Here is a 23,320-nt window from a genome sequence, read left to right on the forward strand (position 1 = left end):
CGGGTAGCCTGCGCCGCGTCGGAGTCGGCGTCGGTGCACGCTGCCGGGCGCGGTGCCTACGATGACGAACAGGAGCGTCCGTAGCGGGCGCACGACTATCAGCTAGCGAGGTCGACTCGGATGGTGCTGTCCCGGATCCTGCGCGCGGGCGAGGGCAAGATGCTCAAGCGGCTGCGCAACATCGCAGCGCACATCAACTCGCTGGAGGACGAGGTCGTCGCGCTCTCCGACGAGGAGCTGCGCGGCAAGACAGCCGAGTTCCAGGAGCGCTACCGCGGCGGCGAGTCGCTCGACGAGCTGCTGCCCGAGGCGTTCGCGGTGGCCAGGGAGGGCGCCAAGCGGGTGCTCGGCCAGCGGCACTTCGACGTGCAGCTGATGGGCGGCGCCGCGCTGCACCTGGGCCAGGTCGCCGAGATGCGCACCGGTGAGGGCAAGACCCTGACCGGTGTCCTCGCCGCGTACCTCAACGCCCTCGCGGGCGACGGCGTGCACGTCATCACCACCAACGACTACCTGGCCAAGCGCGACGCGGACTGGATGGGCCGCATCCACCGCTTCCTCGGCCTCACGGTCGGCGTGATCCTGTCGGAGATGACCCCGGCCGAGCGCCGCGAGGCCTACAACTGCGACATCACGCACGGCACGAACAACGAGTTCGGCTTCGACTACCTGCGCGACAACATGGCCTGGTCGCTCGACGACATGGTCCAGCGCGGCCACCACTTCGCCATCGTCGACGAGGTCGACTCCATCCTGATCGACGAGGCGCGCACCCCGCTGATCATCTCCGGCCCGGCCGACCAGTCCTCGCGCTGGTACCAGGAGTTCGCCCGGCTCTCCCCGATGCTGCGCCGCGACACCCACTACGAGGTCGACGAGCGCAAGCGCACCGTCGGCGTCACCGAGAAGGGCGTCGCGCTCGTCGAGGACCAGCTCGGCATCGAGAACCTCTACGAGGCCGCGAACACCCCGCTGGTCGGTTACCTCAACAACGCGCTCAAGGCCAAGGAGCTCTACAAGCGCGACAAGGACTACATCGTCCGCAACGCCGAGGTGCTCATCGTCGACGAGTTCACCGGTCGCGTGCTGTCCGGTCGCCGCTACAACGAGGGCATGCACCAGGCGATCGAGGCCAAGGAGGGGGTGGAGATCAAGGCCGAGAACCAGACCCTGGCCACGATCACCCTCCAGAACTACTTCCGGCTCTACAGCAAGCTCTCCGGCATGACCGGTACCGCCGAGACCGAGGCGGCCGAGTTCCACACCACCTACAAGCTCGGTGTGGTGCCGATCCCGACGAACCGGGACATGGTCCGCAAGGACCAGCCGGACCTGATCTACAAGACGGAGGAGGCGAAGTTCCTCGCCGTCGCCGAGGACATCGCCGAGCGGCACGCCGAGGGCCAGCCGGTGCTGGTCGGCACCACCAGCGTCGAGCGCTCCGAGTACCTGTCGAAGCTGCTGCTCAAGGCGGGCGTGCCGCACAACGTGCTCAACGCCAAGCACCACGAGAAGGAAGCCGCGATCATCGCGGGCGCGGGCCACAAGGGCGCGGTGACCGTCGCGACCAACATGGCCGGTCGCGGTACCGACATCGTGCTCGGCGGCAACCCCGACCACATCGCCGAGGAGACGCTGCGCGAGCGCGGCCTCGACCCGATCGAGACCCCCGAGGAGTGGCGCGCCGCGCTGCCCGCCGCGCTGGAGAAGGCGCAGCAGGAGGTCAAGGCCGAGAAGGTCGAGGTGCAGAAGGCCGGTGGCCTCTACGTGCTCGGCACCGAGCGGCACGAGTCGCGGCGCATCGACAACCAGCTGCGCGGCCGCTCCGGTCGTCAGGGCGACCCGGGCGAGTCCCGGTTCTACCTGTCCCTCGGCGACGAGCTGATGCGCCGGTTCAACGCGGGCATGGTCGAGCGCGTGATGACCGCGATGAACGTGCCCGAGGACCAGCCGATCGAGGCCAAGATCGTCACCAGGGCGATCCGCAGCGCGCAGACCCAGGTCGAGCAGCAGAACTTCGAGATCCGCAAGAACGTCCTCAAGTACGACGAGGTCATGAACAAGCAGCGCAAGGTGATCTACGCCGAGCGGCTGCGGGTGCTGCAGGGCGAGGACCTGCGCGAGCAGGTCGTGCACATGCTCAACGACGTGATCGAGGCGTACGTGGTCGGCGCCACCGCCGACGGCTACTCCGAGGACTGGGACCACGTGAAGCTGTGGACCGCCCTCAAGCAGCTGTACCCGATCTCGGTGGACTGGGAGCGGCTGGTCGACCGCGCCGAGGCCGACGGCAAGGACATGGACCACGAGTTCCTGCTGCGCGCCATCACCGAGGACGCCGAGGCCGCCTACGCCGCCCGCGAGGCCGAGATCGACGGCAAGGTCGGCGAGGGCGCCATGCGCGAGGTCGAGCGGCGCGTGATGCTCTCGGTGCTGGACCGCAAGTGGCGCGAGCACCTCTACGAGATGGACTACCTCAAGGAGGGCATCGGGCTGCGCGCGATGGCCCAGCGCGACCCGCTGATCGAGTACCAGAAGGAAGGCTTCGAGATGTTCGGCGCGATGCTCGACGCGCTGAAGGAGGAGACGGTCGGCTTCCTGTTCAACGTCCCGGTGGAGCCCGCCGAGCCCGAGGTCCAGCTCGCCCCGCAGCCCACCGCGCTGCCGTCGGTCAGCCCCAGCCCCGAGGCCCAGGCCCGCCAGGCCGAACTCCAGGCCCGCCAGGCCCGCGCCCAGGCCGTCCAGGACCGCGTCCGCGCCGAACAGGCCGCAGCCGCCGCCGCGGGCGACAAACTCCCCCCCGCCCTGCGCGGCAAGGGCTTCGAAGGCCCCACTCCCCAACGCCTCAACTACTCCGGCCCCACCGAAGACGGCGGCGTCGAATCCCACTCCGAAACCCCCGACAACGACACCTCCGCCTCCGGCACCCGCCGCGAGCGCAGGCAAGCAGCCCGTGACTCGGCCAAAAAGGGCCGCAAGGGCCCCCGCCGCTGAGTTCTAGCAACCCCCTTCGCCCGGGTGGTGGCCCCTTCGGCCCACCACCCGGGTTTTTCTTACCCCTCGCGGCCCAGCCCGCCACTGCCAACCCCAACAAGGATCGCCAACGCTGGCCGACCACGCGCCCCAAACAACATCGGCCTACAACCGCCCCCCGCAGGCGTCGGCCGACGTGCGCTCCTCCACAACGTTGGCCCGCACCCGGCCTTCACGATCGTTGGCCGAACGCGCCCCTCTACAGCATTGGTCCAACGTGCCCTTCTACGACGTTGGCCGACAAGCGCCCCTCTACAACGTTGGCCCTAGAACGCTCCTCGGAGTCGCTGGTGCCAAGTCAGCTCGATGGGGCGGACTTGTTTTGCGTGGGGGAGAACTGCCCGTAGCGTCGTTCGCGGACAGGGCCATGCTTTTCGGCCCCTGCTTTGCGGTCCTGCCACGGGTGGTTCAGGGGCCCCGCGCAAAACGAGTTCGCCGCATCGAGCAAGGCTCGAAACTCGCGCCTGGGCCAATGCCGAAGGCGAGGTCTGTCCGTCGACGCCGCAGGCGAGACCGAGAGCCGGATCCACTCAGCTCAAGATCAAACCGCTCAAAGCAGCCCCCGATATACAGCTTACCGACGCACACCGACAAACCGAGCCGAGCAAGCCACCACCCTGTGGACAACCTCCCCACCCGTCACCCCTCAAAACCCCACCAACCGCAACACCGTGCACCGCCACTCCCCCTCCACCTGCTCCATCCGCCCCAAACACACCTTCACATGCCACCCCTCCGCCCTCTCCAACGGCACAACCCGCACCGTCGCAGCCATCTCCACCACCCCCACCGCCACCTCCTCCACGTGCAACCGCAACAACCGATACTGAGTCCGACCTCCCTTAGCCCGCGTCAACAACCCCTCATAAGCCGCCCCCGGCAACATCCCGTGCAGATGCGCCACCTGCCGCTTCCCCTCCAGTGCCTCCAACAACAACGTCACCAACCGCCAACAAGCCTCACGCGGCGCCCCCCGGATAACCCGCGCAGGCACAGGCCAAGCAGGCGGCGTGAACCAGCGTTCCTCGTCGGCCTCGGCCAACGGCGGTTCGTACTCGGGCAGCGCGTTGATCCGCACAACAACTCCCTCCAGGTAGTTGCCCGGACAGAGCGCGAAAAGAGCACCAGCCCCCACAGCCGTAGCTGAACCTGGTGACAAGATCAGGCCCATGAAGGCCCTGGTAGTGGATTACGCAGGCGTGTTCACCGATGACGGCATGCCCGAGGTGGTCGCCACGATGCGGGCGCGCGGGATCAAGACCGCACTGCTGTCCAATGCGGACGCCGTGCCCGCGGGCTTGCCGGACGTGTTCGACGCGGTTGTCGTGTCAGGAGTTGCAGGGGTCGCGAAGCCCGATGAGGCGATCTACCGGCACGCGGCGCAGTTGCTCGGGGTTGGGCCTGGCGACTGCGTTTTCGTAGATGACGTGGCTCGGTATGTGCGGGGGGCGGTACAGGTTGGCATGGTCGGCGTGCACCACCGGGATCTTGAGTCCACTGTGGACGAATTGGCCGTCCTGTTCGGGCTAGCGGCCGCGGCGGACCAGTTCGAAGCAGAGGACGGCGGCGGCGGTGGCGACGTTGAGTGATTCGACGCCGCCGGACATCGGGATGGAGAGCCAGCGGTTGACGTGCGGGCGGACGCCGTCGGTGACGCCGGAGGTCTCGCTGCCCATGACGAACGCCGCCTGGGTGGGCAGGTCCGCGTCGAACACCGTGCGGCGGGCGCCCGCGTCCAGGCCGTAGAGCGGGTACCCAGCGGCGCGCAGGTCGGCGGCGGCCTCGGCGGCTGTCGCGGCGCGCAGCACCGGTGCGGTGAACGCGACCCCGGCCGAGGCCTTGACCACCAGCGGGTCCAGCCCGGCCACCCCGCGCCTGGGCACCACGATCCCGCCGATCCCGGCCGCGGTGGCGGTGCGCAGGATCATGCCCACGTTCGCCGGGGTGGTGATGCCGTCGAGCAGCAGCACCGACGACGGGCGGCGCGACGACGACAGCGCGTCGGCCAGCGTCCGCATCCGGGGCGCGACCACGTCGGCCAGCACGCCCTGGTCCTGCTTGCCGTTGCCTGCCAACACCTTCACCCGCTGCGCCGACGCCCGCTGCACCTGCACGCCCCGGTCCCGGGCGGCGTCGATGATTTCCCTGGCCGCGATGCCGTGCGCGTTGTCGGCGAGCACGACCTTGTCCACGGTCAACCGGGTGTCGGCCAACGCCTCCAGCACCGGCTTGCGCCCGTAGACGGTCACGAACCGGTCCTTGGGGGACGGCGCCTGCTCGCGGTGGTCTCGGGGTGCGGAGCGATCGGGGGACACGGCGAGCAGCATCGCACGCCCGGCGCCCGACCCTCCGCGCCGCCCGGGTTGTGCCACTATCGGGCCATGCCCGACCGCCTGTCCGCCCTCGACGCGTCGTTCCTCTACCTGGAGGACGCGGCGACGCCGATGCACGTCGGCGGGGTCGCGGTGTTCCGCAAGCCGAAGGCCGGGTTCGACCACGCCCGGCTGGTCACCCTGATCGAGCAGCGGCTGCCGCTGGTGCCGCGCTACCGGCAGCGCGTCGCCGAGGTCCCCGGCCACCTGGCCCGCCCGGTCTGGGTGGACGACCCGGGGTTCGACGTCAACTACCACGTGCGCCGCTCCGCCCTGCCGCGCCCGGGCAGCGACGAGCAGTTGCACGACCTGGTCGCCAGGCTGATGGCCCGCCCGCTCGACCACACCCGGCCGCTGTGGGAGGCCTACCTGGTCGAGGGTCTCGCCGACGGCCACGCCGCGCTGATCACCAAGACCCACCTCGCGCTGGTCGACGGCATCCGCACCATCGACTTCGGGCAGGTCATCCTCGAACCGCACCCGCAGGCCGACGACCAGCCCGCCGACGAGCCGTGGGAGCCGCGCAGGCTGCCCAGCCAGGCCAGGCTGCTGCTCGACGCCGTCGCCGACACCGTGCAGCGGCCCCGCGAGGTCGTGGAGAACGTCCGCGCCGCGGTCGGCGACGCGCTGGCCACCACCCAGAAGGTCGCCGGGGTCCTGGGCACCGTCGTCTCCGCCATCGGCATCGCCGCGCGGCCCGCCCAGGCCAGTCCGCTCAACGCCCCGGTCGGCCGGGCCCGCCGCTACGCCGTCGCCTCGGCCAGGCTCGACGACCTGCGCGACGTGCGCGCCCGGCACGGCGGCACCGTCAACGACGTGGTGCTCACCGTCGTCGCCGGAGCCCTGCGGTCCTGGCTGCTCTCCCGCGGCCTGCAGCTCACCGCGTCCAGCACGGTCCGCGCGCTGGTCCCGCTCGCCGTGCGCGACTCGGACGGCACCGTGCCCGGCATGCTCGGCAACCAGGTCACCCCGCAGCTGGTCGACCTGCCGGTCGGCGAGCCGAGCCCGTTCGTGCGGCTGCACCACATCAGCCACGCGCTGCGCCCGCACAACGACTCGGTCCGCTCGGTCGCCGCGTCCGCGCTGCTGCGGGTCGGCGGGTTCGCGCCGCCGACCCTGCACTCGCTCGGCGCCAGGGCCGCCGCCTCGTTCTCCCAGCGGATCTTCAACGTCGTGGTCACCAACGTGCCAGGTCCGCAGGTCCCGCTGTACTTAGGCACCGCCAGGATGACCCGGATGGTCCCGGCGATGCCCCTTACCCGAAATCAGGCGTTGGCGATCGGAGTCACCTCTTACGACGGCGGGGTGTACTTCGGCCTTACCGGTGACCGCACGGCTATGTCTGACGTGGACGTGCTGGCGCGGATGCTGGAAGAGTCCGTCGAAGAACTGTTGACGACTGTGAGAGCGTGAATGAGTTGAGGGTCTACATACCGGCGACGGTGGCGATGCTGCGCGAGTTGAACGCGGACGGTGAGCTGGCCGCGATCACCGGCACGGCGTTCGCGCTCACCCCCGCCCTGCGCGAGTCGTACGCCACCGGCGGCGAAGAGGAACTGGAGTACGTGGCCATGCTCGACGCGGCGAAGGCCTCGCTGCGGCTGCTGGGCACCGAGCTGACGACCGACCCGGACGTGCCGATGCGCCGCGCGGTCATCGCCGCCGACGTCGACGGGGTCGAGCTGCGCCCCGACCTGGACCACTCGGTGGTCAAGCTGGCAGGCCCGGTCCCGCTGAAGGTCATCGCCTCGGTCCACCTGGACACCGAGGAGGCCGCGGTCGCCGTGCGGGCCGCGGTGGCCGCCGTCGACGCCGCCGACATGGGCGACCCGGACGCGGAGTTCGTCCTCGGGGACGCCGAGGACCACGAGCTGGCCTGGTACGCGCCGCAGGAGTTGCCCTTCCTGCTGGAGCTGCTGTAACCGGGAGGTCATCCCATGACAGGATGTACGGGGGCGGGGGTCCCGCGCGGCGTTGACGACCCGTCGCGCGCCACCCCGCCCTGACGCACCGCCCTGATGCCATTGACCACGAGGGAGGCGAGCCACACGATGGACGCCGTTTCGTCCGTTCCCGACCCGTCGAACGAGCCGATCAGCTCCTACGCGCCCGGCACCCCGCAGCGCGAGTCGCTCGCGCGCCGGATCGCCGAGCTCGAGGCCGAGCAGCCCGAGCTGACCATGACCATCGGTGGCAAGCAGCGGCTGGCAGGCGGTGACCGGATCGACGTGGTGCAGCCGCACGACCACCAGCACGTCCTCGGCGTCACCGCGCAGGCCACCACCGCCGACGTCGCCGACGCCGTCGCCGCCGCCAAGGCCGCCGCCCCCGCGTGGCGCGAGCTGCCCTTCGACGAGCGCGCCGCGGTCCTGCTGCGCGCCGCCGACCTGCTCGCCGGGCCGTGGCGCGACACCATCAACGCCGCCACCGTGCTCGGCCAGTCCAAGTCCGCCCAGCAGGCCGAGATCGACAGCGCCTGCGAGCTGATCGACTTCTGGCGGTTCAACGTCTCCTTCGCGCGCAGGCTCATCGAGGAGCAGCCGGTCTCCTCTCCCGGGGTGTGGAACCGGTTCGACCACCGCCCGCTCGACGGGTTCGTCACCGCGATCACCCCGTTCAACTTCACCGCCATCGCGGGCAACCTGCCGACCGCGCCCGCGCTGATGGGCAACACCGTCGTCTGGAAGCCCTCGCCCACCCAGCAGCTGGCGGCGCACCACACGATGCGCCTGCTGGAGGCCGCGGGCCTGCCCGCCGGTGTGATCAACCTGGTCACCGGTGACGGCCAGGCGCTCTCCGAGGTCGCACTCACCGACCCCGACTTCGCGGGCCTGCACTTCACCGGGTCCACCAAGACCTTCAAGCACCTGTGGCGCCTGATCGGCGACAACCTCGACACCTACCGCTCGTACCCGCGCATCGTGGGCGAGACCGGCGGCAAGGACTTCGTCGTCGCGCACCCGTCGGCCGACATCACCTCGGTGGTCATCGGCCTGGTCCGCGGCGCGTTCGAGTACCAGGGCCAGAAGTGCTCGGCGGCCTCGCGCGCGTACATCGCCCGCTCGCTGTGGGAGGGCGGCCTGCGCGAGCAGCTCGCCGATGTCACCAAGTCCCTGGTCTACGGCGACGTCACGGACTTCAGCAACTTCGGCGGCGCGGTCATCGACGCCCGCGCGTTCGCCAAGCACAAGGACGCCCTGTCCGCGGCCGCCGCGAACTCCTCCATCGAGGTCCTCACCGGCGGCACCGCCGACGACTCGGTCGGCTACTTCGTCCAGCCGACTGTCCTCGTCGGCAGCGACCCCCTCCAGGACGTCTTCACCACCGAGTACTTCGGCCCCATCCTCGCCGTGCACGTCTACGAGGACGCCGAGTACGAGAAGGTCCTAGAGCTCGTCGACACCTCTTCGCCGTACGCCCTGACCGGCGCGGTCTTCGCTACCGACCGTGCAGCCGTGGAACAGGCCCACAAGGCCCTCCGCTTCTCCGCAGGCAACTTCTACGTCAACGACAAGCCCACCGGCGCCGTCGTAGGCCAACAACCCTTCGGCGGCTCCCGCGCGTCAGGCACCAACGACAAGGCAGGCAGCATCTACAACCTCCAGCGCTGGGTGAGCCCCCGCTCGATCAAGGAGACCTTCGTCCCCCCGGTCGACCACCGCTACCCGCACATGGGCTGAGCACTCCCGCTCGACAACGGGGCAGGCGCATCCCGCGCCTGCCCCGTTCTTTCATGCCTCGATCGGGATCGCGGTGCCGGTGACGTGGATGCCGGAGGTGTGGTCGGAGGGGATGCTGACGGTGATGACGCCGGGGCGGCCCAGGTCTTCGCCCTGGTGGATGGTGAGGGCGGCGGGGAGGGTGACGAGGCCGAGTTCGCGGAGGTAGCCGCCGAGGGCCGCGGCGGCGGCGCCGGTGGCGGGGTCTTCGATGACGCCGCCCGGGGGGAAGGGGTTGCGGGAGTGGATGACGGTCTCGGAGGCGCGGTGGACCAGTTGGACGGTGGTCCAGCCGTGCTCGGTCATCAGGGCCGCGAGGGCGGGGTAGTCGTAGTCGAGGTCGGCGAGGCGGGTGCGGGTGGCCGCGGCGACGACCGGGTGCCAGGCGCCCGCGTACGCGGCTCGGACGGGGAGCGCGGGGTCGAGGTCGCGGTCGGTCCACCGCAGCGCCGCCAGCAGCGCGGCCTGGACGGGCGCGGGGATGTCCTCGGTGCGCGGGCCGACGCTGATCAGGGTGGCGGTGATGTACCCGGTGTCGGTCTCGCTGGTGCTGACCTCCACCAGCCCGGCCCTGGTGTGCAGCCGCAGCGGCCCCGACCCGTTGGCGGCCGCGTGCGCGACGGAGGCCGCGACGGTCGCGTGGCCGCAGAACGGCACCTCCGCCAGCGGGCTGAAGTACCGCACGTCCAGGTCGCCGTCCGGGCGCGGCACCAGGAACGCCGACTCGGAGTACCCGACCTCGGCGGCGACCGCCTGCATCTCGGCGTCGGGTACCCCGGTCGCGTCCAGGACGACACCGGCGGGGTTGCCGCCGCCGGGCTCGGTGGTGAAGGCGGCGTAGCGGAGGATCTGCACGATCGCAGGCTAGCGCCCGAACCGCGTGTACATCAGCTCACCTGACGACGTCCACCGTCCGAGAAACCAGCCCGCGGACCTAACCGAAGTCCTCCGACGACTTGGACGCCAGCAGTCTGCGCAGGGACGCGAGCCTGCCGGGGGTAGCCGTGCCCTCTTGCACCACCGTGTCCAGGTAGCAGTCGGGGTCCTCCGGCGCGCCGAGGTGCCCGCAGCCGGACGGGCACTCCTCCGCCGCCGCGTGGAACTCCGGGAACGCGGTGACGATGTCGTCGGGCTTGATGTAGGCCAAGCCGAACGCGCGCACGCCGGGGGTGTCGACCACCCACCCGCCGCTCGGCAGCGGTAGGGCTACTGCCGAGGTCGACGTGTGCCTGCCCTTGCCGATCCCACTCACGGCACCGATCGCGCGCTCGGCGTCCGGCACCAGCTTGTTGACCAAAGTGGACTTGCCCACCCCGGAATGCCCGACCAGGGCGGAAACCCGGTCCACGAGCAGCGCCCGCACCGCTTCCGGGTCCTCGTCGAACCGGTTCACCACGACCCGCAGCTCGAGCTCCTCGTACAACCCGATCAGCTCGGCCGGGTCGCCCAGGTCGGCCTTGGTCAGGCACAGCACCGGTTCCAGGCCACCGGCGAACGCGGCGACCAGGCAGCGGTCGATGAAGCCGGTGCGCGGCGGCGGGTCGGCCAGCGCGCAGACGATCAGCAGCTGCGCGGCGTTGGCGACGACGACCCGCTCGTAGCCCTCCGTGTCGTCCGAGGTGCGGCGCAGCACGCTGGTGCGCTCGGCGACGCGGACCATCCTGGCCAGGGTGTCCGGGGCGCCGGTGGTGTCGCCGACCAGTTCGACCTGGTCACCGACGACCACCGACGTCCGACCCAGTTCCCTGGCCCGCATCGCCACGACCAGGTGGCCCGGGTCCTGGTCGACCGCGCACGTCCACCGGCCGCGGTCCTTGCCGACGACCATGGCGCTGACCGCGTCGGCGTGGTCGGGGCGCAGCTTGCTGCGCGGTCGGGAGCCCTTGCCCGGTCGGACCCGGACGTCGGCCTCGTCGAGCCTGCTCCAGTCGCCGCGCCGCGCCACCTCAGCGCGCCCCGCCGAGCAGGTCTGCCCACATCGCGGGGAAGTCGGGCAGCGTCTTGGCTGTCGTCGCGATGTCGTCGACGCTCACCCCCGGCACGACCAGGCCGATGATCGCGCCCGCGGTGGCCATCCGGTGGTCGGCGTAGGCCCGCCACAGGCCGCCGTGCAGCTTCGCCGGGCGGATCGCGAGGCCGTCCTCGGTCTCGGTGGCGTCGCCCCCGACGGTCGTGATCTCGGCGGCGAGCGCGGCGAGCCGGTCCGTCTCGTGCCCGCGCAGGTGGGCGATGCCGCGCAGGACGGACGGGCTGTCGGCGAGCGCGGCCAACGCGGCCACGGTCGGGGTCAGCTCACCCACGTCGCGCATGTCGATGTCCACACCGGACAGTTTGTCCGAGCCGCGCACGGTCAAGGAGCCGTCGACAAGAGTCACCTCAGCGCCCATCTGCGCCAAGATGTCCCGGATAGCGTCACCGGGCTGCGTGGTCTTGGACGGCCAACCGGTCACGGTGACCTCGCCGCCGGTGACAGCGGCCGCGGCCAGGAACGGCGTCGCGTTGGAAAGGTCCGGTTCGATCACCCAGTCGACTGCGCCAACGGGACCCGGTTCGATCCGCCAGGTGTTGGGCTCCTCGTCGTCGACCGCGACCCCCGCCGCGCGCACCATCTCGACGGTCATGTCGATGTGCGGCATGGACGGCACGGGTTTGCCGACGTGGTGGATGGTCAACCCCTTGTCGTACCGGGCGCCCGACAGCAGCAGCCCGGAGACGAACTGGGAGGAGGCCGACGCGTCGATGGTGACCGTGCCCCCGGCGATGCCGCCGGTACCGACCAGCGTGAACGGCAGCGCGTCGCCCTCGACGACGGCGCCGAGCGCACGCAGCGCCTCCAGGATCGTGCCCATCGGCCGCTCGCGCGCGCGGGGATCTCCGTCGAAGCGCACCTGCCCGTCAGCGAGAACGGCGGCAGGTGGCACAAACCGCATGACCGTGCCCGCGAGACCGCAATCGATCTCGGCCGGGCCGTGGAACCCGTCGTTGGTGCCAACGGTGATGGTGGTGCCCTCGACGGTCATCGGGACGCCCAGCGCGTGCCAGGCGGCGATCATCAGGTCGGAGTCGCGGCTGATGAGCGCTCCGGTGAGGGTGCTCGGCCGGGTGCTGAGCGCCGCGAGCACGAGCGCGCGGTTGGTGAGGGACTTGGAGCCGGGGATGGTGACGGTGGCGCTGACGGGACCCGGGGCGACCGGGGCTGACCAGGGCTGCGGCATACCGCAATCCTCCCGCACCGGCCGCCGCATCGGGTGACCGGCTCGCCCCGGCAGGCCCGGCATGTCACGATTCGCCCACACCGTGGGTGGCGGTGGCGCCCTGGCGTCCAGGGTGGAGAGGGAGGGTGATCGACCTTGTGTGGCAGGTACGCCTCCGCGAAGGACCCGGCGACGCTGGCCGCGGAGTTCGACGCGGTCGACGCCATGGGTGAGAGCGCGCCGGACCTGGACTACAACGTCGCGCCGACGAAGAACGTGGTCGCGGTCGTCCAGCGGCACCCGCGCGACGCCGATGGCGCCGCGGACGAGACCCGGACCGAGCGCACGCTGCGGGTGATGAAGTGGGGCCTGGTGCCCGCGTGGGCCAAGGACGCCACCGGCGGCGCCAAGATGATCAACGCGCGGTCCGAGAGCGCTGCGGAGAAGCCCGCGTTCAAGAAGTCGCTCGCCGAGCGCCGGTGCATCCTGCCCGCTGACGGCTGGTTCGAGTGGCGGCGCGACAAGACCGCGAAGCAGCCGTTCTTCACGACCCCGCGCGATGGCAGCAGCCTGGCGATGGCGGGTCTGTGGACGACCTGGCGGGACAAGGCCGACCCGTCCGCGCCCGTGCTGGTGACCTGCGCGGTCCTCACGACCGACGCGGTCGGTCCGCTCGCCGACATCCACGACCGGATGCCGCTGCTGCTGGGCCGCGACGCCTGGGGCAGCTGGCTCGACCCGGACTCGACCGACGTCGCCGACCTGCTGGCCCCGCCCGGGGCGGACCTGGTCGACGCGCTGGAGATCCGGCCGGTGTCGCAGGCGGTCAACAGCGTGCGCAACAACGGTCCCGAGCTGCTCGCCCCGTTCGAGGCGGCCGCGGTGGACCTGGACGCCGCCGACCTGTTCTCCCCGCGGACCTAGCCGGTGAACCGCGCCGAGATCGACACCCCGCACGGCCCGGCGTTCGCCGAGCTGCACTGCGCCGCCGAGGGCCGCGCGGGGCTCCTTCTCGGCCACGGCGCCGGTGGCGGGATCAACGCACCCGACCTGGTCGCCGCCACGCACGGCGCCACGGCGGCCGGGGTGCACGTCGCGCTCGTCGAGCAGCCCTACCGGGTGGCGGGTCGACGGGCTCCCGCACCCGCCGCGCAGCTGGACGTGGCGTGGCTCGCGGTCGCGCGCCGGTTGTCCACGCTCTGGTTCGAAGGTCTTCCGCTGCTGTTCGGCGGCCGGTCATCCGGGGCGCGCGTCGCGTGCCGCACCGCGGAGGCGGGGGAGGCCGTAGGCGTTGTGTGCCTTGCCTTTCCGGTGCACCCGCCGGGCAAGCCGGACAAGACCAGGCAGCCCGAGCTGGACGCGGTTCACGTGCCGACCCTCGTGGTGCAGGGGGAGAGCGACCCGTTCGGCCAGCCGCGGGGTGCCCATCTGCGGGAGATCGTGCGAATGCCGGGTGACCACTCGCTGAAGAAGGACATCCCGGGCATATCCCGTGTCGTCGAGGAGTGGCTGCACCGTATCCTCCGACCGTTGGACCAGCTCGACTGAGCGCGGCGGGTGGGTCCCGATCCGGGTCACGCGTCTCTGGGGCAGAGCACTGACATTCGAGGGGATAGCACCGCTATGGGGTTTTTCGGCAAGTCACGCCTGTTCGCGGCCGTCGCCGTCGCGGCAGCACTCACGCTGACCGGTTGTAGCGGCGGCGGTACGCCGCAGTCCGGCGGCACCGGCGCCTCCCAGCCGACCAACGAGGCCAAGAAGAGCGCGTTCGACACGCTGCGCGGTCTTACCGACGCGGTGAAGGCCAAGAGCACCAGCGCCAAGTCCGCGCACTTCACGCTCACCGGGGACATGGCGGGCCAGAGCATGACCGGCGAGGGTGACTTCACCTTCGGCGGCACGGCCAACATGCAGATGTCGATGAAGACGCCGGACGGCGAGGTCTCGGTGCGGCTGCTCGACTCGATCATGTACATCAAGACGCCGACCGAGGTCGAGCCGGGCAAGTCGTGGGTCAAGCTCGACCTCACCGACAAGGACAACCCGCTGGTCGCGATGCTGGGCAAGTCGCTGGACTCGGCCCGCCAGGCCGACCCGACCGCGACCCTGGAGCAGCTCGCCGACGTCAGCGAGATCACCGCGGTCAAGGCCGAGGAGGTCAACGGCCAGCAGACCACCCGCTACACGCTGACCGTCGACGTGACCAAGCTCGGCGGCAAGGCGGGCGAGCTGGGCATGGACGAGGCCGCCGTCGCGCAGCTGGGCACCGCCGGGGTCAAGACCTTCCCCGCCGACATCTGGATCAACGGCGACGACCTGCCGGTCCGCTACGCGATGGAACTCCCGGTCGGCGCCAAGAAGGTCACCATGAAGGTCGACTACACCGACTGGGGCAAGACCGTCGACATCGCCGCCCCGCCCGCCGCCGAGGTCGCCGAACTCCCGGCAGGCTGATTCCCCCCGCGGGCTTGATCTGCCGGTGCGCCCCCGTACCCCCGGTGCGGGGGCGCACCGCTGCCCGGCGCCCGGCATGATTGGCCCTTCCGTTCCGGAAGACCCCAGGGAGGCGGCCGCAGGTGGACGACGAGGACGAGGACGTACCCGAGCGCGTGCAAACCATCTGCCCCTACTGCGGCGGCGGCGGCATGGTCGCCGACCCCAAACACGCCGTCATCGGTGGCTCCCCCCGCACCATCGACAACGGCCGCCCCTGCCCCCACTGCGACACCGAAGGCCACTTCCCGGGCATCATCCCGCCCCTCTAGCCAGGTGTCGTCTCACCTGGCGGCGATGTCGGCGACCAGTGCGTCGGCGAGGGTGACCAGGTCGGCCGCGGTGAGTTCTATCTCCAACCCGCGGCGGCCGCCCGAGCAGAACAGCGTCGGGAACGACTCGGCCGAAGTGTCCACCACCGTGCGCAAGCGTTTGCGCTGACCGAGCGGAGAAATGCCGCCCGCCACGTACCCGGTTGTGCGTTCGGCCACTGCGACGTCCGCCATCTTGGCCTTCTTGCCGCCGACAGCCGCTGCCAAGGCCTTCAGGTCCAGCTGTGCGTCGACCGGGACGACCCCGACCGTCAGGACCCCGTCGACCTCCGCCAGCAGGGTCTTGAACACTCGCGACGGCTCCACGCCCAGCGCCGCGGCTGCCTCTAGGCCGTACGACTCGCGGGGGTCGTGGTCGTAAGAGTGCACTTTGTGCGTGACCTTGCGCTTGGCCAAGAGTGCCGTCGCCGGGGTTCCCTGTCCTGCCACGGCGGTGAGCCTAAGGGAATGAGTCGTGCGCGCCTCGCGTTGACCAGGACGTGCAGACAGGCGTGTTGCCAGACCGGCGGGTTCCCAGGGTCAAGGTTCCGGCTCGCGGCTCCTCCAGCGAGAGCCGCGTAAGCTCGGAGGTGACATATGCGCACCTGAACGCGGGTGTGCGCGCCCCCGAAAGGAGCCCGGTGCCCCGCACCGACGCCCAGACGAACCCGGAGACCCCGGACACCGTGGAGACGCCCGCGATGCGGGCCGACCGGTTCGAGCGCGACGCCATGCCGCTGCTCGACCAGCTGTACTCCGCGGCGCTGCGGATGACCCGCAACCCCGCCGACGCCGAGGACCTGGTGCAGGAGACCTTCCTGAAGGCCTTCGCCGCGTTCGCGTCGTTCGCGGCGGGGACGAACCTCAAGGCGTGGCTCTACCGCATCCTCACCAACACCTACATCAACGGTTACCGCAAGCGGCAGCGGCAGCCGGTGCAGGCGCCGACCGACGAGATCACCGACTGGCAGCTGGCCAAGGCGGAGAACCACAGCTCCACCGGGCTGCGCTCGGCCGAGGTCGAGGCGATGGACCTGCTGCCCGACGACGACGTCAAGCAGGCGCTGCAGCAGTTGCCGGAGGAGTTCCGGCTCGCGGTCTACCTCGCCGACGTCGAGGGCTTCGCCTACAAGGAGATCGCGGAGATCATGGGGACGCCGATCGGTACCGTGATGTCCCGATTGCACCGGGGCAGGCGCCAGCTGCGCGACCTGCTCGCCGATGTCGCCCGCGACCGCGGGTTCGTCCGGGAGGTGACCGGCGCGTGAGCGGCCAGGACAAGGAGCCCTGCGCGGACGTGCTGTCCGAGGTGTGGCTGTTCCTCGACAGCGAGTGCGACCTGGGCAGGCGCGAGGCGCTGCAGACCCACCTCGACGAGTGCGTGCCCTGCCTGGAGCAGTACGGCCTGTCCGAGCACCTCAAGGTGCTGCTCGGCCGCAAGTGCGGCGGCGACCAGGCCAGCGACGAGTTCCGCGAGCGGGTCCGCGCCTCGATCAGGCAGACCGTCATCCAGCACCGCGGCGGCCGGGTCGAGGTGACCAGCGCCAGGGTCGAGGTCGAGCAGCGCGAGGACTGAGCCCGCTCGCGCGCGGCGAGACCACGCGGAAAGGCCCCGGTGTCCAGCGGATACCGGGGCCTTCGACGTGCTGGGCGCGAACGCTCAGGCGTTGGGGCGCTTGCCGTGGTTCGCGCCGCCCTTCTTGCGGTCGCGACGCTTGCGGGCGCGCTTCGACATGGTGCCTCCTCGGACGAGCGTTGGGCTGAGGTACCGATTTTGCCACGCGGGGCGGTGCCGTCCCGCCGGGGGCCGCCCGTGGTTGGATTGGCGCCGGGGGAGCCGTGCCAGGTGAGCGAAGGGGAACCGGCCCGATGGCCCACGAGATCCACGCCGAGATGGTGGCCAGCGTGCTCACCGTGGTCGCGGGCGAGGGCGACTCGCTCGCGGAGGGTGACACGGTCGTCATCCTGGAGTCGATGAAGATGGAGATCCCGGTGCTCACCGAGGCGGACGGGACCCTCACCAGGGTGGCGGTCCGCGCGGGCGACGTGGTCCAGGAGCACGACCTGATCGCCGTCGTGGAGTAGCGGTGTCCACCCTCTCCGACCTGCTCGCCGAGCACACCGGCCTCTCCGGCGGCGCCGTGGACCACCTGCAGACCGTCGTCGCGGAGTGGCAGCTGCTCTCGGACCTGTCCTTCGCCGACTTCCTGCTCTGGGTCCCGGAGACCGCCGCGGACGGGGCGCCGCTGCCGCCGACCGTCGAGCGCCGGTACGTCTGCGTCGCGCAGGCCAGGCCGACGACCGGGCCGACCGCGCACCCCGAGGACGTCGTCGCCAGTCACACCACCGCCGACGACCACCCGCAGCTGCGCCGGGCCATCGCCGAGCGGCGCATCTGCCGCGAGGAGGACCCGCGCTGGTACCTGGGGGTGCCGGTGCGCCGGGAGGCCATCCCGGTCAGCTTCGGCGGCGAGGTCATCGCGATCCTGTCCCGGGAGACGAACCTGGCGGTGCCGCGGGTGCCCAGCGCGCTGGAGATCGCCTACCTGGGCATCGCCGGTGACCTGTGCCAGATGGTCGCGGACGGCACGTTCCCGACCACCGAGCCGTCCCCGGACGTGCACACCAGCCCCCGGGTCGGCGACGGCCTGCTGCGGCTGGACACCGCGGGCGCGGTCGTGTTCGCCAGCCCCAACGCGCTCTCGGCGTACCACCGGATGGGCCACGCGTCCGACCTGGTCGGGGTGCGGTTGGCGCCGCTGACCCGGTCGCTGATCGCCGACCCGTTCGACGCGACCGAGGTGGCGCAGCGGATCGTGTCCGCGCTCGACGGGCAGCCGGGGATGCGCACCGAGGCCGAGTCCCGCCGCGGCGCCGCCGTGCTGTTCCGGGCGCTGCCCTTGCGGCCGGGCGGCAAGGCGGCAGGCGCGCTGGTGCTGTGCCGGGACGTCACCGAGGTGCGCCGCCGGGACCGGGCGCTGCTGTCCAAGGACGCCACCATCCGCGAGATCCACCACCGGGTGAAGAACAACCTGCAGACCGTGGCCGCGCTGCTGCGGTTGCAGTCGCGGCGCACCAGCAGCCCGGAGGCCAAGGAGGCACTGGCGGAGTCGGTGCGCCGGGTCGCCGCGATCGCCATGGTGCACGAGACGCTGTCCACTTCGGTCGACGAGCGGGTCGACCTGGATGCCTTGGTGGACAAGGTGATCCCCGTCGTCGGGGACGTCGCGGTCGCCGAGAGCCACGTGCAGGTGCGCAAGAGTGGACAGTTCGGGATAGTCGCCGCCGAGACCGCGACGCCGCTGGTGATGGTGCTGACCGAGCTCATCCAGAACGCCGTGGAGCACGCCTTCCCGCCCGGCTCGTCCGGCGAGGTCGAGGTCTCGGCCACCCGCTCGGCCCGCTGGCTCGACGTCCTGGTCGCCGACAACGGCCGCGGCCTGCCCCCCGGTTTCTCACTCGAACGGACCAACGGCCTGGGCCTGCAGATCGTCCGCACCCTCGTCGAATCCGAACTCCGCGGCTCCCTGTCCCTGCGCCGCCGCCCCGAAACCGGTACGGAAGCCGTCCTCCGCGTACCCCTCTCCCACCGCCGCTAGCCCCTTTGACGAATTTCGCCAACCCCCAACATTCCTCGCCAATCAAGCGAATTGGCAAAGTGTCAGCAAAGACCCATCAACAAACCCAATAGGTTCCCGCTATACCTGTTAATGAACACCCACCCCTGGCGCCAAGTACTCAGCCAATGACAACTCACCCACACATCGGCGACTCAAGCCGGGGGGTCCGGGGGGCGAAGCCCTCCCGGCTGGGGGCGTGGGGGCTCGGCCCCCACACAACACAGAGAACGACCCCTGTCTGCGCTTTCCGCAGACAGGGGTCGCCCAGTGTCGTTCGCTCAGGCGTTGCTGCGTGCCCGTGTGCGAGCGTTGCGGCGCTTCAGCGCGCGGCGCTCGTCCTCACTCATACCGCCCCAAACGCCAGCGTCCTGGCCGCTCTCGAGCGCCCATGACAGGCAGTTGGAAGCGACGGGGCAGCGGTGGCAAACGGCCTTCGCCTCGGAGACCTGCAGGATCGCAGGACCGCTGGTTCCCACCGGGAAGAACAGCTCGGGGTCCTCGTCACGGCAGGCCGCGCGGTGGCGCCAGTCCATTTCTACGTGCTCCTCGCTCGGGCGCGGTTGGACGCGCCTCTAGTCGTGATCCGGTCGTCGGGGTGCTTGTGAATGCTTTCACGAACGCGGGAGATGTCAAGGGTTGTTCTCCGCCCGGTGAGTGAACTCACCCGAAAGTGACAGGTCAGCGGCCTGTCGATGCGGAGCGCAACGATTTGATCACGTCGCAGTGCGCTCACGCCGTACGTCCGGGGGCGGTGTCCCCACCCGGTCGGGCGGTGCCGTCACCACTCCGCATTGTGGTCTAGACCACAGCGACCGACAGTGCGGACGGGACGGACACGAACTCCACTCGCGTGCGCTCGCCGATGAGGTCGCCGTCGCACTGCAACCGCACCGGCTCCGGCGCGCTGACCACGATCCTCGAAACGTTGTCCCGGCGCACCAGGTTTTTCCCGCGCTGCACACCCTTGTCGCTGAGCGCCTGGCGGAAGTGGCGCAGCACAGTCGGCACGCCCAGGGTGCGCAGCCCGAACATGCCGAGCCCGGTCTCGAACCCGCAGCCCGGGTTGAGGTGGATCGGGCGCGCGCCGAGGTAGGTCCACGGGTCGGTGTTGGAGACGAAGGCCAGCCGCAGTCCGGTGATCGGGTCCTCGCCGGGCAGCTGCACGGTCAGGTCCGGGCGGCTGTGCCCCGGCCGGGCGTAGCGCGCGATCGCGACCCGGGCGTACAACGACGGGCTGGCCCGCTTGCCGCGCCTGCGGTCCACGCCCGCGACCACATCTGCGTCCCAGCCCATGCCCGCGTTGAAGGTGAACCACCGCCGCGACGGCCCGGACTCGACCAGCCCCAGCCCGACCCGGCGGCTGAGACCCTGCTCGATCGCCTGCAACAGCACGTGCGTCGCCTCGACCGGGTTGCGCGGCAGTCCGAGCGCGCGGGCGAACACGTTCGCCGAACCCCCTGGCACCACGCCGAGCATCGGCACCGCGCCGGACGGGCCCGCGGCGAGCAGCCCGTTGACGACCTCGTTGACCGTGCCGTCGCCACCGTGCGCGACCACCAGGTCGGCGCCGTCCACCGCGGCCTGCGCGGCGGCGGTGAGGGCGTGCCCCCGGTAGTCGGTCTCGACGACCTCCAGCTTCACCTGGCTGGCCAGAGCGTGCGCCAGCACGTCCCGACCCGCCGGGGTGGTGGCGGTCGCCTGCGGGTTCACCACGAGGACAGCGCGCATTACCCGAGCGTAAGCGAGGTGGACCGGATTCCCGACCGCCCTGTGGTGAGAGACGGCACACGCCCGCCGTCGGCAACGCCCCTTCCCGTCCGCGTCGACCTCAGGCTCGGCAGGTGCACCCAGACGACCGTCTGTCCCGTCGATCCGCGAGGAGCTGACACCCCAGATCTTCCCTCGCCCGCTCGCGCCAGACGACCGGCCGTCCGGGTGGCGATAGCATCGACGGCGTGCACGCAGGGTCACCGCGCGCCAGTCACCGCCGCCGACGACTCGGGAAGGCCGCCCGTGCGACTGTCCTCCACCGCCCCCCGCACCGTGCTCGCCGCGGGCGCGCTCGTCGGCCTGCAAGGGCTCGTCGCGCTCGTGTTCACCGTGCTGCTGCTGGTCAGGGGCCTGTCCGGCGACTCCGAGCTGGGTACGAACGTCTTCGGTGAGGCGGCGTACTTCGCGGTACTCGCGGCCGGGGTGCTCGCCTGCGCTGGCGGGCTGCTGATCGGCAAGACGTGGGCGCGCAGCCCGTCGGTGGTGCTGCAGGTCCTGCTGCTCGGGGTCGCCTGGTACGCGATCGGGCCGTCCGGGCGGCCGCTCTACGGGGTGCCGGTCGCGGTGCTGTCGCTGGTGACCCTCGTCCTGCTGTTCCGGCCCGCGACCAACCTGTGGGCGCAGGGGGAGGAGCCGCAGTGATCACCGTCCGGCTGGCCGACGCGGCCGACTGGGAGCGGATCTGGCCGATCTGGCACGGCGTCGTCGCCGCGGGCACGACGTACATGTGGGACCCGGCCACCCGGTACGAGCAGGCCCGCGCGCTGTGGATGTCCGGCGAGGTCTTCGTCGCGGTCGAGGGCGACGAGGTGGTCGGCACGGCGCTGCTCAAGCCCAACCAGCCCGGCCTCGGCGACCACGTCGCCAACGCGGGCTTCATGGTCGACCCGTCCCGCGCGGGCAGGGGCATCGGCCGCGCACTGGCCACGGCGGTCCTGGACCACGCCCGCTCCGGCGGCTACACCGGCATGCAGTTCAACGCGGTCATCTCCACCAACACCGGGGCGGTGGCCCTGTGGCGCTCCCTCGGCTTCGAGGTCGTCGCCACCATCCCCGGCGGGTTCCGGCACGCGACCCTGGGCCGCGTGCCGATCCACATCATGTACCGAGATCTGTGAGCGCCTGGTCGGTGAGCCGGAAGACGGTCCACTCGTCCATCGGGACCGCCCCCAGGGACTTGTAGAAGCCGATGGCGGGCTCGTTCCAGTCGAGCACCGACCACTCCAGCCGCTGGTAGCCCTTGTCAACGCACTCCTGGGCGAGGGCCTGCAGCAGCGACTTGCCCAGGCCGTGCCCGCGCATGCCCGGGGTGACGTAGAGGTCTTCGAGGTAGATGCCGTGCGTCCCGCGCCAGGTGGAGAAGTTGAGGAACCACAACGCACAGCCTGCTATTTGACCGTCCACTTCGGCCACATGCCCGAAGAGCGCCGGGGTGTCGCCGAAGAGCGACCGGTGCAGCTGCTCGGCGGTGAGGTGGCACTCGTGCCGCGCGCGCTCGTACTCGGCCAACTCGTAGACGAGACCGACGATGCTGTCTACATCGGACTCCTGTACCCGCCGGATGGTCAAGACGTGGCTCCTACTCTGGCGATCTGGGGTGACTCCCGCTCGTGGTCGAGCACGGTGAAGGTAGCCGGGTCATGTCGGAAGTGGACACCGAACCCCGCCGTCTGCCCGATCCACACCGCCGCCAACACCCGGCTGAAGTGCCCGTGACCCACGAGGATCACATTGTCGGCGTTCGCGAGCACCCGCCGCGCGCGCTCGGTGACCTGCTCAGCGGTCTCCCCGTTGGGGCAGGGATGCGTCCAGACGGTCCACCCGGGCACGGTCTCCCGGATCTGCGGGGTGGTGAGCCCTTCGTAGTCGCCGTAATCCCACTCGGCCAGGTCCTCGGTGACCTCGGTGACCGTGAGCCCAGCCAACTCAGCCGTGTCCAGAGCCCTAGACCTAGGACTACTGACCACAGGAAGATCCCGCGGCAACCGAACCCCCTTGGCCCTGGCCCGCCCAGCCTCCGTAAGCCGCACATCCGTCCGCCCGGTATGCCTGCCCGTGTCCGACCACTCAGTAGCCCCGTGCCGCAACAGGTACACGCTCATACCCGCGATCTAACCCCACACCCCCCACCCACGCCGCCACAACCACCCCAGGTCCCGCCCCCGCCCCACTCGGACCTGGACGGCAGCAGCCCATCGGCACCCCCGCCGAACGACGGACTCGTGACTGCCACACTCGCGGGCCTTGCCCTCGGCAACCGCGCACAACAGCCCGCCCACCATTCCCGCGCGCCACGACACCCGACTCGCGAATAGATGGGTGTAAACGACGAACCCCGAATCACCACCCCGCACCCACCGCCCCGGAAACCGCCGCTTAGGCTCATTAGCCATCGGCGGAAACCCGGCTACTGCCGCTCCACACCCCATCCCCACCCACCCCGCATCCTCCACATCCATCTGATCGCCGCCCAATCAACATCGGCCCCGACACGCGCGGCCACATTGAGTCGAGAGCCACCGAAGGATGCGTGATGAGTTGCTCAAGACCAGTTACCACCGGGCACCTGCGCGTGATGCTGGCAATAATGTGATCGCCCCGCCTTCCACCGCAATGCCGCACTGGTCGCCGCCGAGTAGCTCACGTCACCAAGCCGCCGCGTCCATCGCCAGTTACCGGTGCTCGATCCAGCCGTCCCCTCCGACCACGCCATCACCCACCGCGAGTGCCCAGGTCGTGAGCGCTGTGCGCTGGTAACGGTGATCAACCGGTGGGCGAGTGTGTCGGTATGTGGGAGTGCGCAGCAGA

The 23,320-nt window shown here is 70.8% G+C and carries 26 protein-coding genes; 15 read left to right on the forward strand and 11 right to left on the reverse strand.

The window, feature by feature from the left end:
• Positions 1–120 precede the first annotated feature (120 nt).
• A complete protein-coding gene (gene secA / locus BMY07_RS13630) occupies positions 121–2,994 on the forward strand; it encodes a preprotein translocase subunit SecA (RefSeq protein WP_092778144.1) in 2,874 nt (957 codons plus the stop codon).
• Positions 2,995–3,679: 685 nt separating this feature from the next.
• On the opposite strand, the gene BMY07_RS13635 is transcribed toward secA, so the two are convergent.
• Positions 3,680–4,111, reverse strand: a complete 432-nt coding sequence (locus BMY07_RS13635; RefSeq protein WP_092778146.1) for an Rv3235 family protein — start codon at positions 4,109–4,111, stop codon at positions 3,680–3,682.
• A gap of 91 nt (positions 4,112–4,202) precedes the next feature.
• Between BMY07_RS13635 and BMY07_RS13640 the strand changes: the two genes are divergently transcribed.
• On the forward strand, positions 4,203–4,622 hold the full coding sequence (locus tag BMY07_RS13640; protein ID WP_092778148.1) for an HAD-IA family hydrolase: 420 nt from the start codon (positions 4,203–4,205) through the stop codon (positions 4,620–4,622).
• Here BMY07_RS13640 and BMY07_RS13645 read toward each other — a convergent pair.
• Positions 4,560–5,360 (reverse strand): TrmH family RNA methyltransferase, encoded by an 801-nt coding sequence (locus BMY07_RS13645; RefSeq protein ID WP_092778149.1) that lies wholly within the window; start codon positions 5,358–5,360, stop codon positions 4,560–4,562. The two genes, BMY07_RS13640 and BMY07_RS13645, sit on opposite strands and share 63 nt — an antisense overlap.
• A 54-nt stretch (positions 5,361–5,414) precedes the next feature.
• On the opposite strand from BMY07_RS13645, the gene BMY07_RS13650 reads away from it, so the two are divergent.
• The 3 genes from BMY07_RS13650 (at position 5,415) to pruA (ending at position 9,085) form a co-directional block, all read left to right on the forward strand.
• The gene (locus tag BMY07_RS13650) at positions 5,415–6,818 is read left to right on the forward strand and encodes a WS/DGAT/MGAT family O-acyltransferase (protein WP_092778150.1); all 1,404 of its coding nucleotides are present in this window, start codon (positions 5,415–5,417) and stop codon (positions 6,816–6,818) included.
• Between the two features lie 5 nt (positions 6,819–6,823).
• On the forward strand, positions 6,824–7,327 hold the full coding sequence (locus BMY07_RS13655; protein ID WP_092778389.1) for a DUF6912 family protein: 504 nt from the start codon (positions 6,824–6,826) through the stop codon (positions 7,325–7,327).
• Between the two features lie 129 nt (positions 7,328–7,456).
• Complete coding sequence (gene pruA / locus BMY07_RS13660; RefSeq protein ID WP_092778152.1) at positions 7,457–9,085, forward strand: L-glutamate gamma-semialdehyde dehydrogenase; 1,629 nt, start codon at positions 7,457–7,459, stop codon at positions 9,083–9,085.
• 51 nt (positions 9,086–9,136) lie between these two features.
• Here pruA and BMY07_RS13665 read toward each other — a convergent pair whose 3' ends face one another.
• The 3 genes from BMY07_RS13665 to aroA form a co-directional block, all read right to left on the reverse strand.
• Positions 9,137–9,979: a PhzF family phenazine biosynthesis protein gene (locus BMY07_RS13665; RefSeq protein WP_092778154.1), complete on the reverse strand. Its 843-nt coding sequence runs from the start codon at positions 9,977–9,979 to the stop codon at positions 9,137–9,139.
• A 79-nt stretch (positions 9,980–10,058) separates the two neighbouring features.
• Positions 10,059–11,069, reverse strand: coding sequence for a ribosome small subunit-dependent GTPase A (gene rsgA / locus BMY07_RS13670; protein WP_092778156.1), 1,011 nt, complete (start codon positions 11,067–11,069; stop codon positions 10,059–10,061).
• A 1-nt stretch (position 11,070) separates the two neighbouring features.
• Positions 11,071–12,339: a 3-phosphoshikimate 1-carboxyvinyltransferase gene (gene aroA, locus BMY07_RS13675; protein ID WP_092778158.1), complete on the reverse strand. Its 1,269-nt coding sequence runs from the start codon at positions 12,337–12,339 to the stop codon at positions 11,071–11,073.
• 135 nt (positions 12,340–12,474) lie between these two features.
• On the opposite strand from aroA, the gene BMY07_RS13680 reads away from it, so the two are divergent.
• From BMY07_RS13680 to BMY07_RS13695, 4 genes are all read left to right on the forward strand, one after another.
• Positions 12,475–13,242 carry an SOS response-associated peptidase gene (locus BMY07_RS13680; RefSeq protein WP_092778160.1) on the forward strand — a complete coding sequence of 256 codons (768 nt, stop codon included), beginning with the start codon at positions 12,475–12,477 and terminating at the stop codon, positions 13,240–13,242.
• 3 nt (positions 13,243–13,245) lie between these two features.
• On the forward strand, positions 13,246–13,866 hold the full coding sequence (locus tag BMY07_RS13685) for an alpha/beta hydrolase family protein (protein WP_092778162.1): 621 nt from the start codon (positions 13,246–13,248) through the stop codon (positions 13,864–13,866).
• Positions 13,867–13,941: 75 nt separating this feature from the next.
• On the forward strand, positions 13,942–14,772 hold the full coding sequence (locus tag BMY07_RS13690) for an SCO4651 family lipoprotein (RefSeq protein ID WP_092778164.1): 831 nt from the start codon (positions 13,942–13,944) through the stop codon (positions 14,770–14,772).
• Between the two features lie 122 nt (positions 14,773–14,894).
• Positions 14,895–15,083, forward strand: coding sequence for a hypothetical protein (locus BMY07_RS13695; RefSeq protein ID WP_092778166.1), 189 nt, complete (start codon positions 14,895–14,897; stop codon positions 15,081–15,083).
• Positions 15,084–15,095: 12 nt separating this feature from the next.
• On the opposite strand, the gene ybaK is transcribed toward BMY07_RS13695, so the two are convergent.
• A complete protein-coding gene (gene ybaK / locus BMY07_RS13700; protein WP_092778168.1) occupies positions 15,096–15,572 on the reverse strand; it encodes a Cys-tRNA(Pro) deacylase in 477 nt (158 codons plus the stop codon).
• 251 nt (positions 15,573–15,823) lie between these two features.
• On the opposite strand from ybaK, the gene BMY07_RS13705 reads away from it, so the two are divergent.
• Entirely contained in the window at positions 15,824–16,390 is a 567-nt protein-coding gene (locus BMY07_RS13705; RefSeq protein ID WP_092778391.1) for a sigma-70 family RNA polymerase sigma factor, read from the forward strand.
• Entirely contained in the window at positions 16,387–16,698 is a 312-nt protein-coding gene (rsrA, locus tag BMY07_RS13710; RefSeq protein ID WP_092778170.1) for a mycothiol system anti-sigma-R factor, read from the forward strand. The genes BMY07_RS13705 and rsrA overlap by 4 nt, the downstream gene beginning before the upstream one ends.
• An 84-nt stretch (positions 16,699–16,782) precedes the next feature.
• On the opposite strand, the gene BMY07_RS36175 is transcribed toward rsrA, so the two are convergent.
• The gene (locus tag BMY07_RS36175) at positions 16,783–16,857 is read right to left on the reverse strand and encodes a 50S ribosomal protein bL37 (protein WP_096498094.1); all 75 of its coding nucleotides are present in this window, start codon (positions 16,855–16,857) and stop codon (positions 16,783–16,785) included.
• Positions 16,858–16,991: 134 nt separating this feature from the next.
• Between BMY07_RS36175 and BMY07_RS13715 the strand changes: the two genes are divergently transcribed.
• The gene (locus tag BMY07_RS13715; protein WP_092778172.1) at positions 16,992–17,207 is read left to right on the forward strand and encodes a biotin/lipoyl-binding carrier protein; all 216 of its coding nucleotides are present in this window, start codon (positions 16,992–16,994) and stop codon (positions 17,205–17,207) included.
• A gap of 2 nt (positions 17,208–17,209) precedes the next feature.
• A complete protein-coding gene (locus BMY07_RS13720; RefSeq protein ID WP_092778174.1) occupies positions 17,210–18,721 on the forward strand; it encodes a sensor histidine kinase in 1,512 nt (503 codons plus the stop codon).
• 299 nt (positions 18,722–19,020) lie between these two features.
• Here the strand turns inward: BMY07_RS13720 and BMY07_RS13725 are convergent, their stop codons facing one another.
• Together BMY07_RS13725 and BMY07_RS13730 are read right to left on the reverse strand one after the other, a co-directional pair.
• On the reverse strand, positions 19,021–19,275 hold the full coding sequence (locus tag BMY07_RS13725; protein ID WP_054051690.1) for a WhiB family transcriptional regulator: 255 nt from the start codon (positions 19,273–19,275) through the stop codon (positions 19,021–19,023).
• Between the two features lie 265 nt (positions 19,276–19,540).
• Positions 19,541–20,470 (reverse strand): diacylglycerol/lipid kinase family protein, encoded by a 930-nt coding sequence (locus BMY07_RS13730; RefSeq protein ID WP_092778176.1) that lies wholly within the window; start codon positions 20,468–20,470, stop codon positions 19,541–19,543.
• Positions 20,471–20,755: 285 nt separating this feature from the next.
• Here BMY07_RS13730 and BMY07_RS13735 point away from each other — a divergent pair, with 285 nt between their 5' ends.
• Together BMY07_RS13735 and BMY07_RS13740 are read left to right on the forward strand one after the other, a co-directional pair.
• On the forward strand, positions 20,756–21,154 hold the full coding sequence (locus tag BMY07_RS13735) for a hypothetical protein (RefSeq protein WP_092778178.1): 399 nt from the start codon (positions 20,756–20,758) through the stop codon (positions 21,152–21,154).
• Positions 21,151–21,630, forward strand: a complete 480-nt coding sequence (locus BMY07_RS13740) for a GNAT family N-acetyltransferase (protein ID WP_245782362.1) — start codon at positions 21,151–21,153, stop codon at positions 21,628–21,630. Before BMY07_RS13735 ends, BMY07_RS13740 begins: the two co-directional genes overlap by 4 nt.
• On the opposite strand, the gene BMY07_RS13745 is transcribed toward BMY07_RS13740, so the two are convergent.
• Together BMY07_RS13745 and BMY07_RS13750 are read right to left on the reverse strand one after the other, a co-directional pair.
• Positions 21,611–22,075, reverse strand: a complete 465-nt coding sequence (locus BMY07_RS13745; protein ID WP_092778393.1) for a GNAT family N-acetyltransferase — start codon at positions 22,073–22,075, stop codon at positions 21,611–21,613. The two genes, BMY07_RS13740 and BMY07_RS13745, sit on opposite strands and share 20 nt — an antisense overlap.
• Positions 22,076–22,077: 2 nt before the next feature.
• Complete coding sequence (locus BMY07_RS13750) at positions 22,078–22,614, reverse strand: histidine phosphatase family protein (protein ID WP_092778180.1); 537 nt, start codon at positions 22,612–22,614, stop codon at positions 22,078–22,080.
• Positions 22,615–23,320: the final 706 nt, after the last annotated feature.

Source organism: Actinokineospora terrae (assembly GCF_900111175.1).
GTDB lineage: Bacteria > Actinomycetota > Actinomycetes > Mycobacteriales > Pseudonocardiaceae > Actinokineospora > Actinokineospora terrae.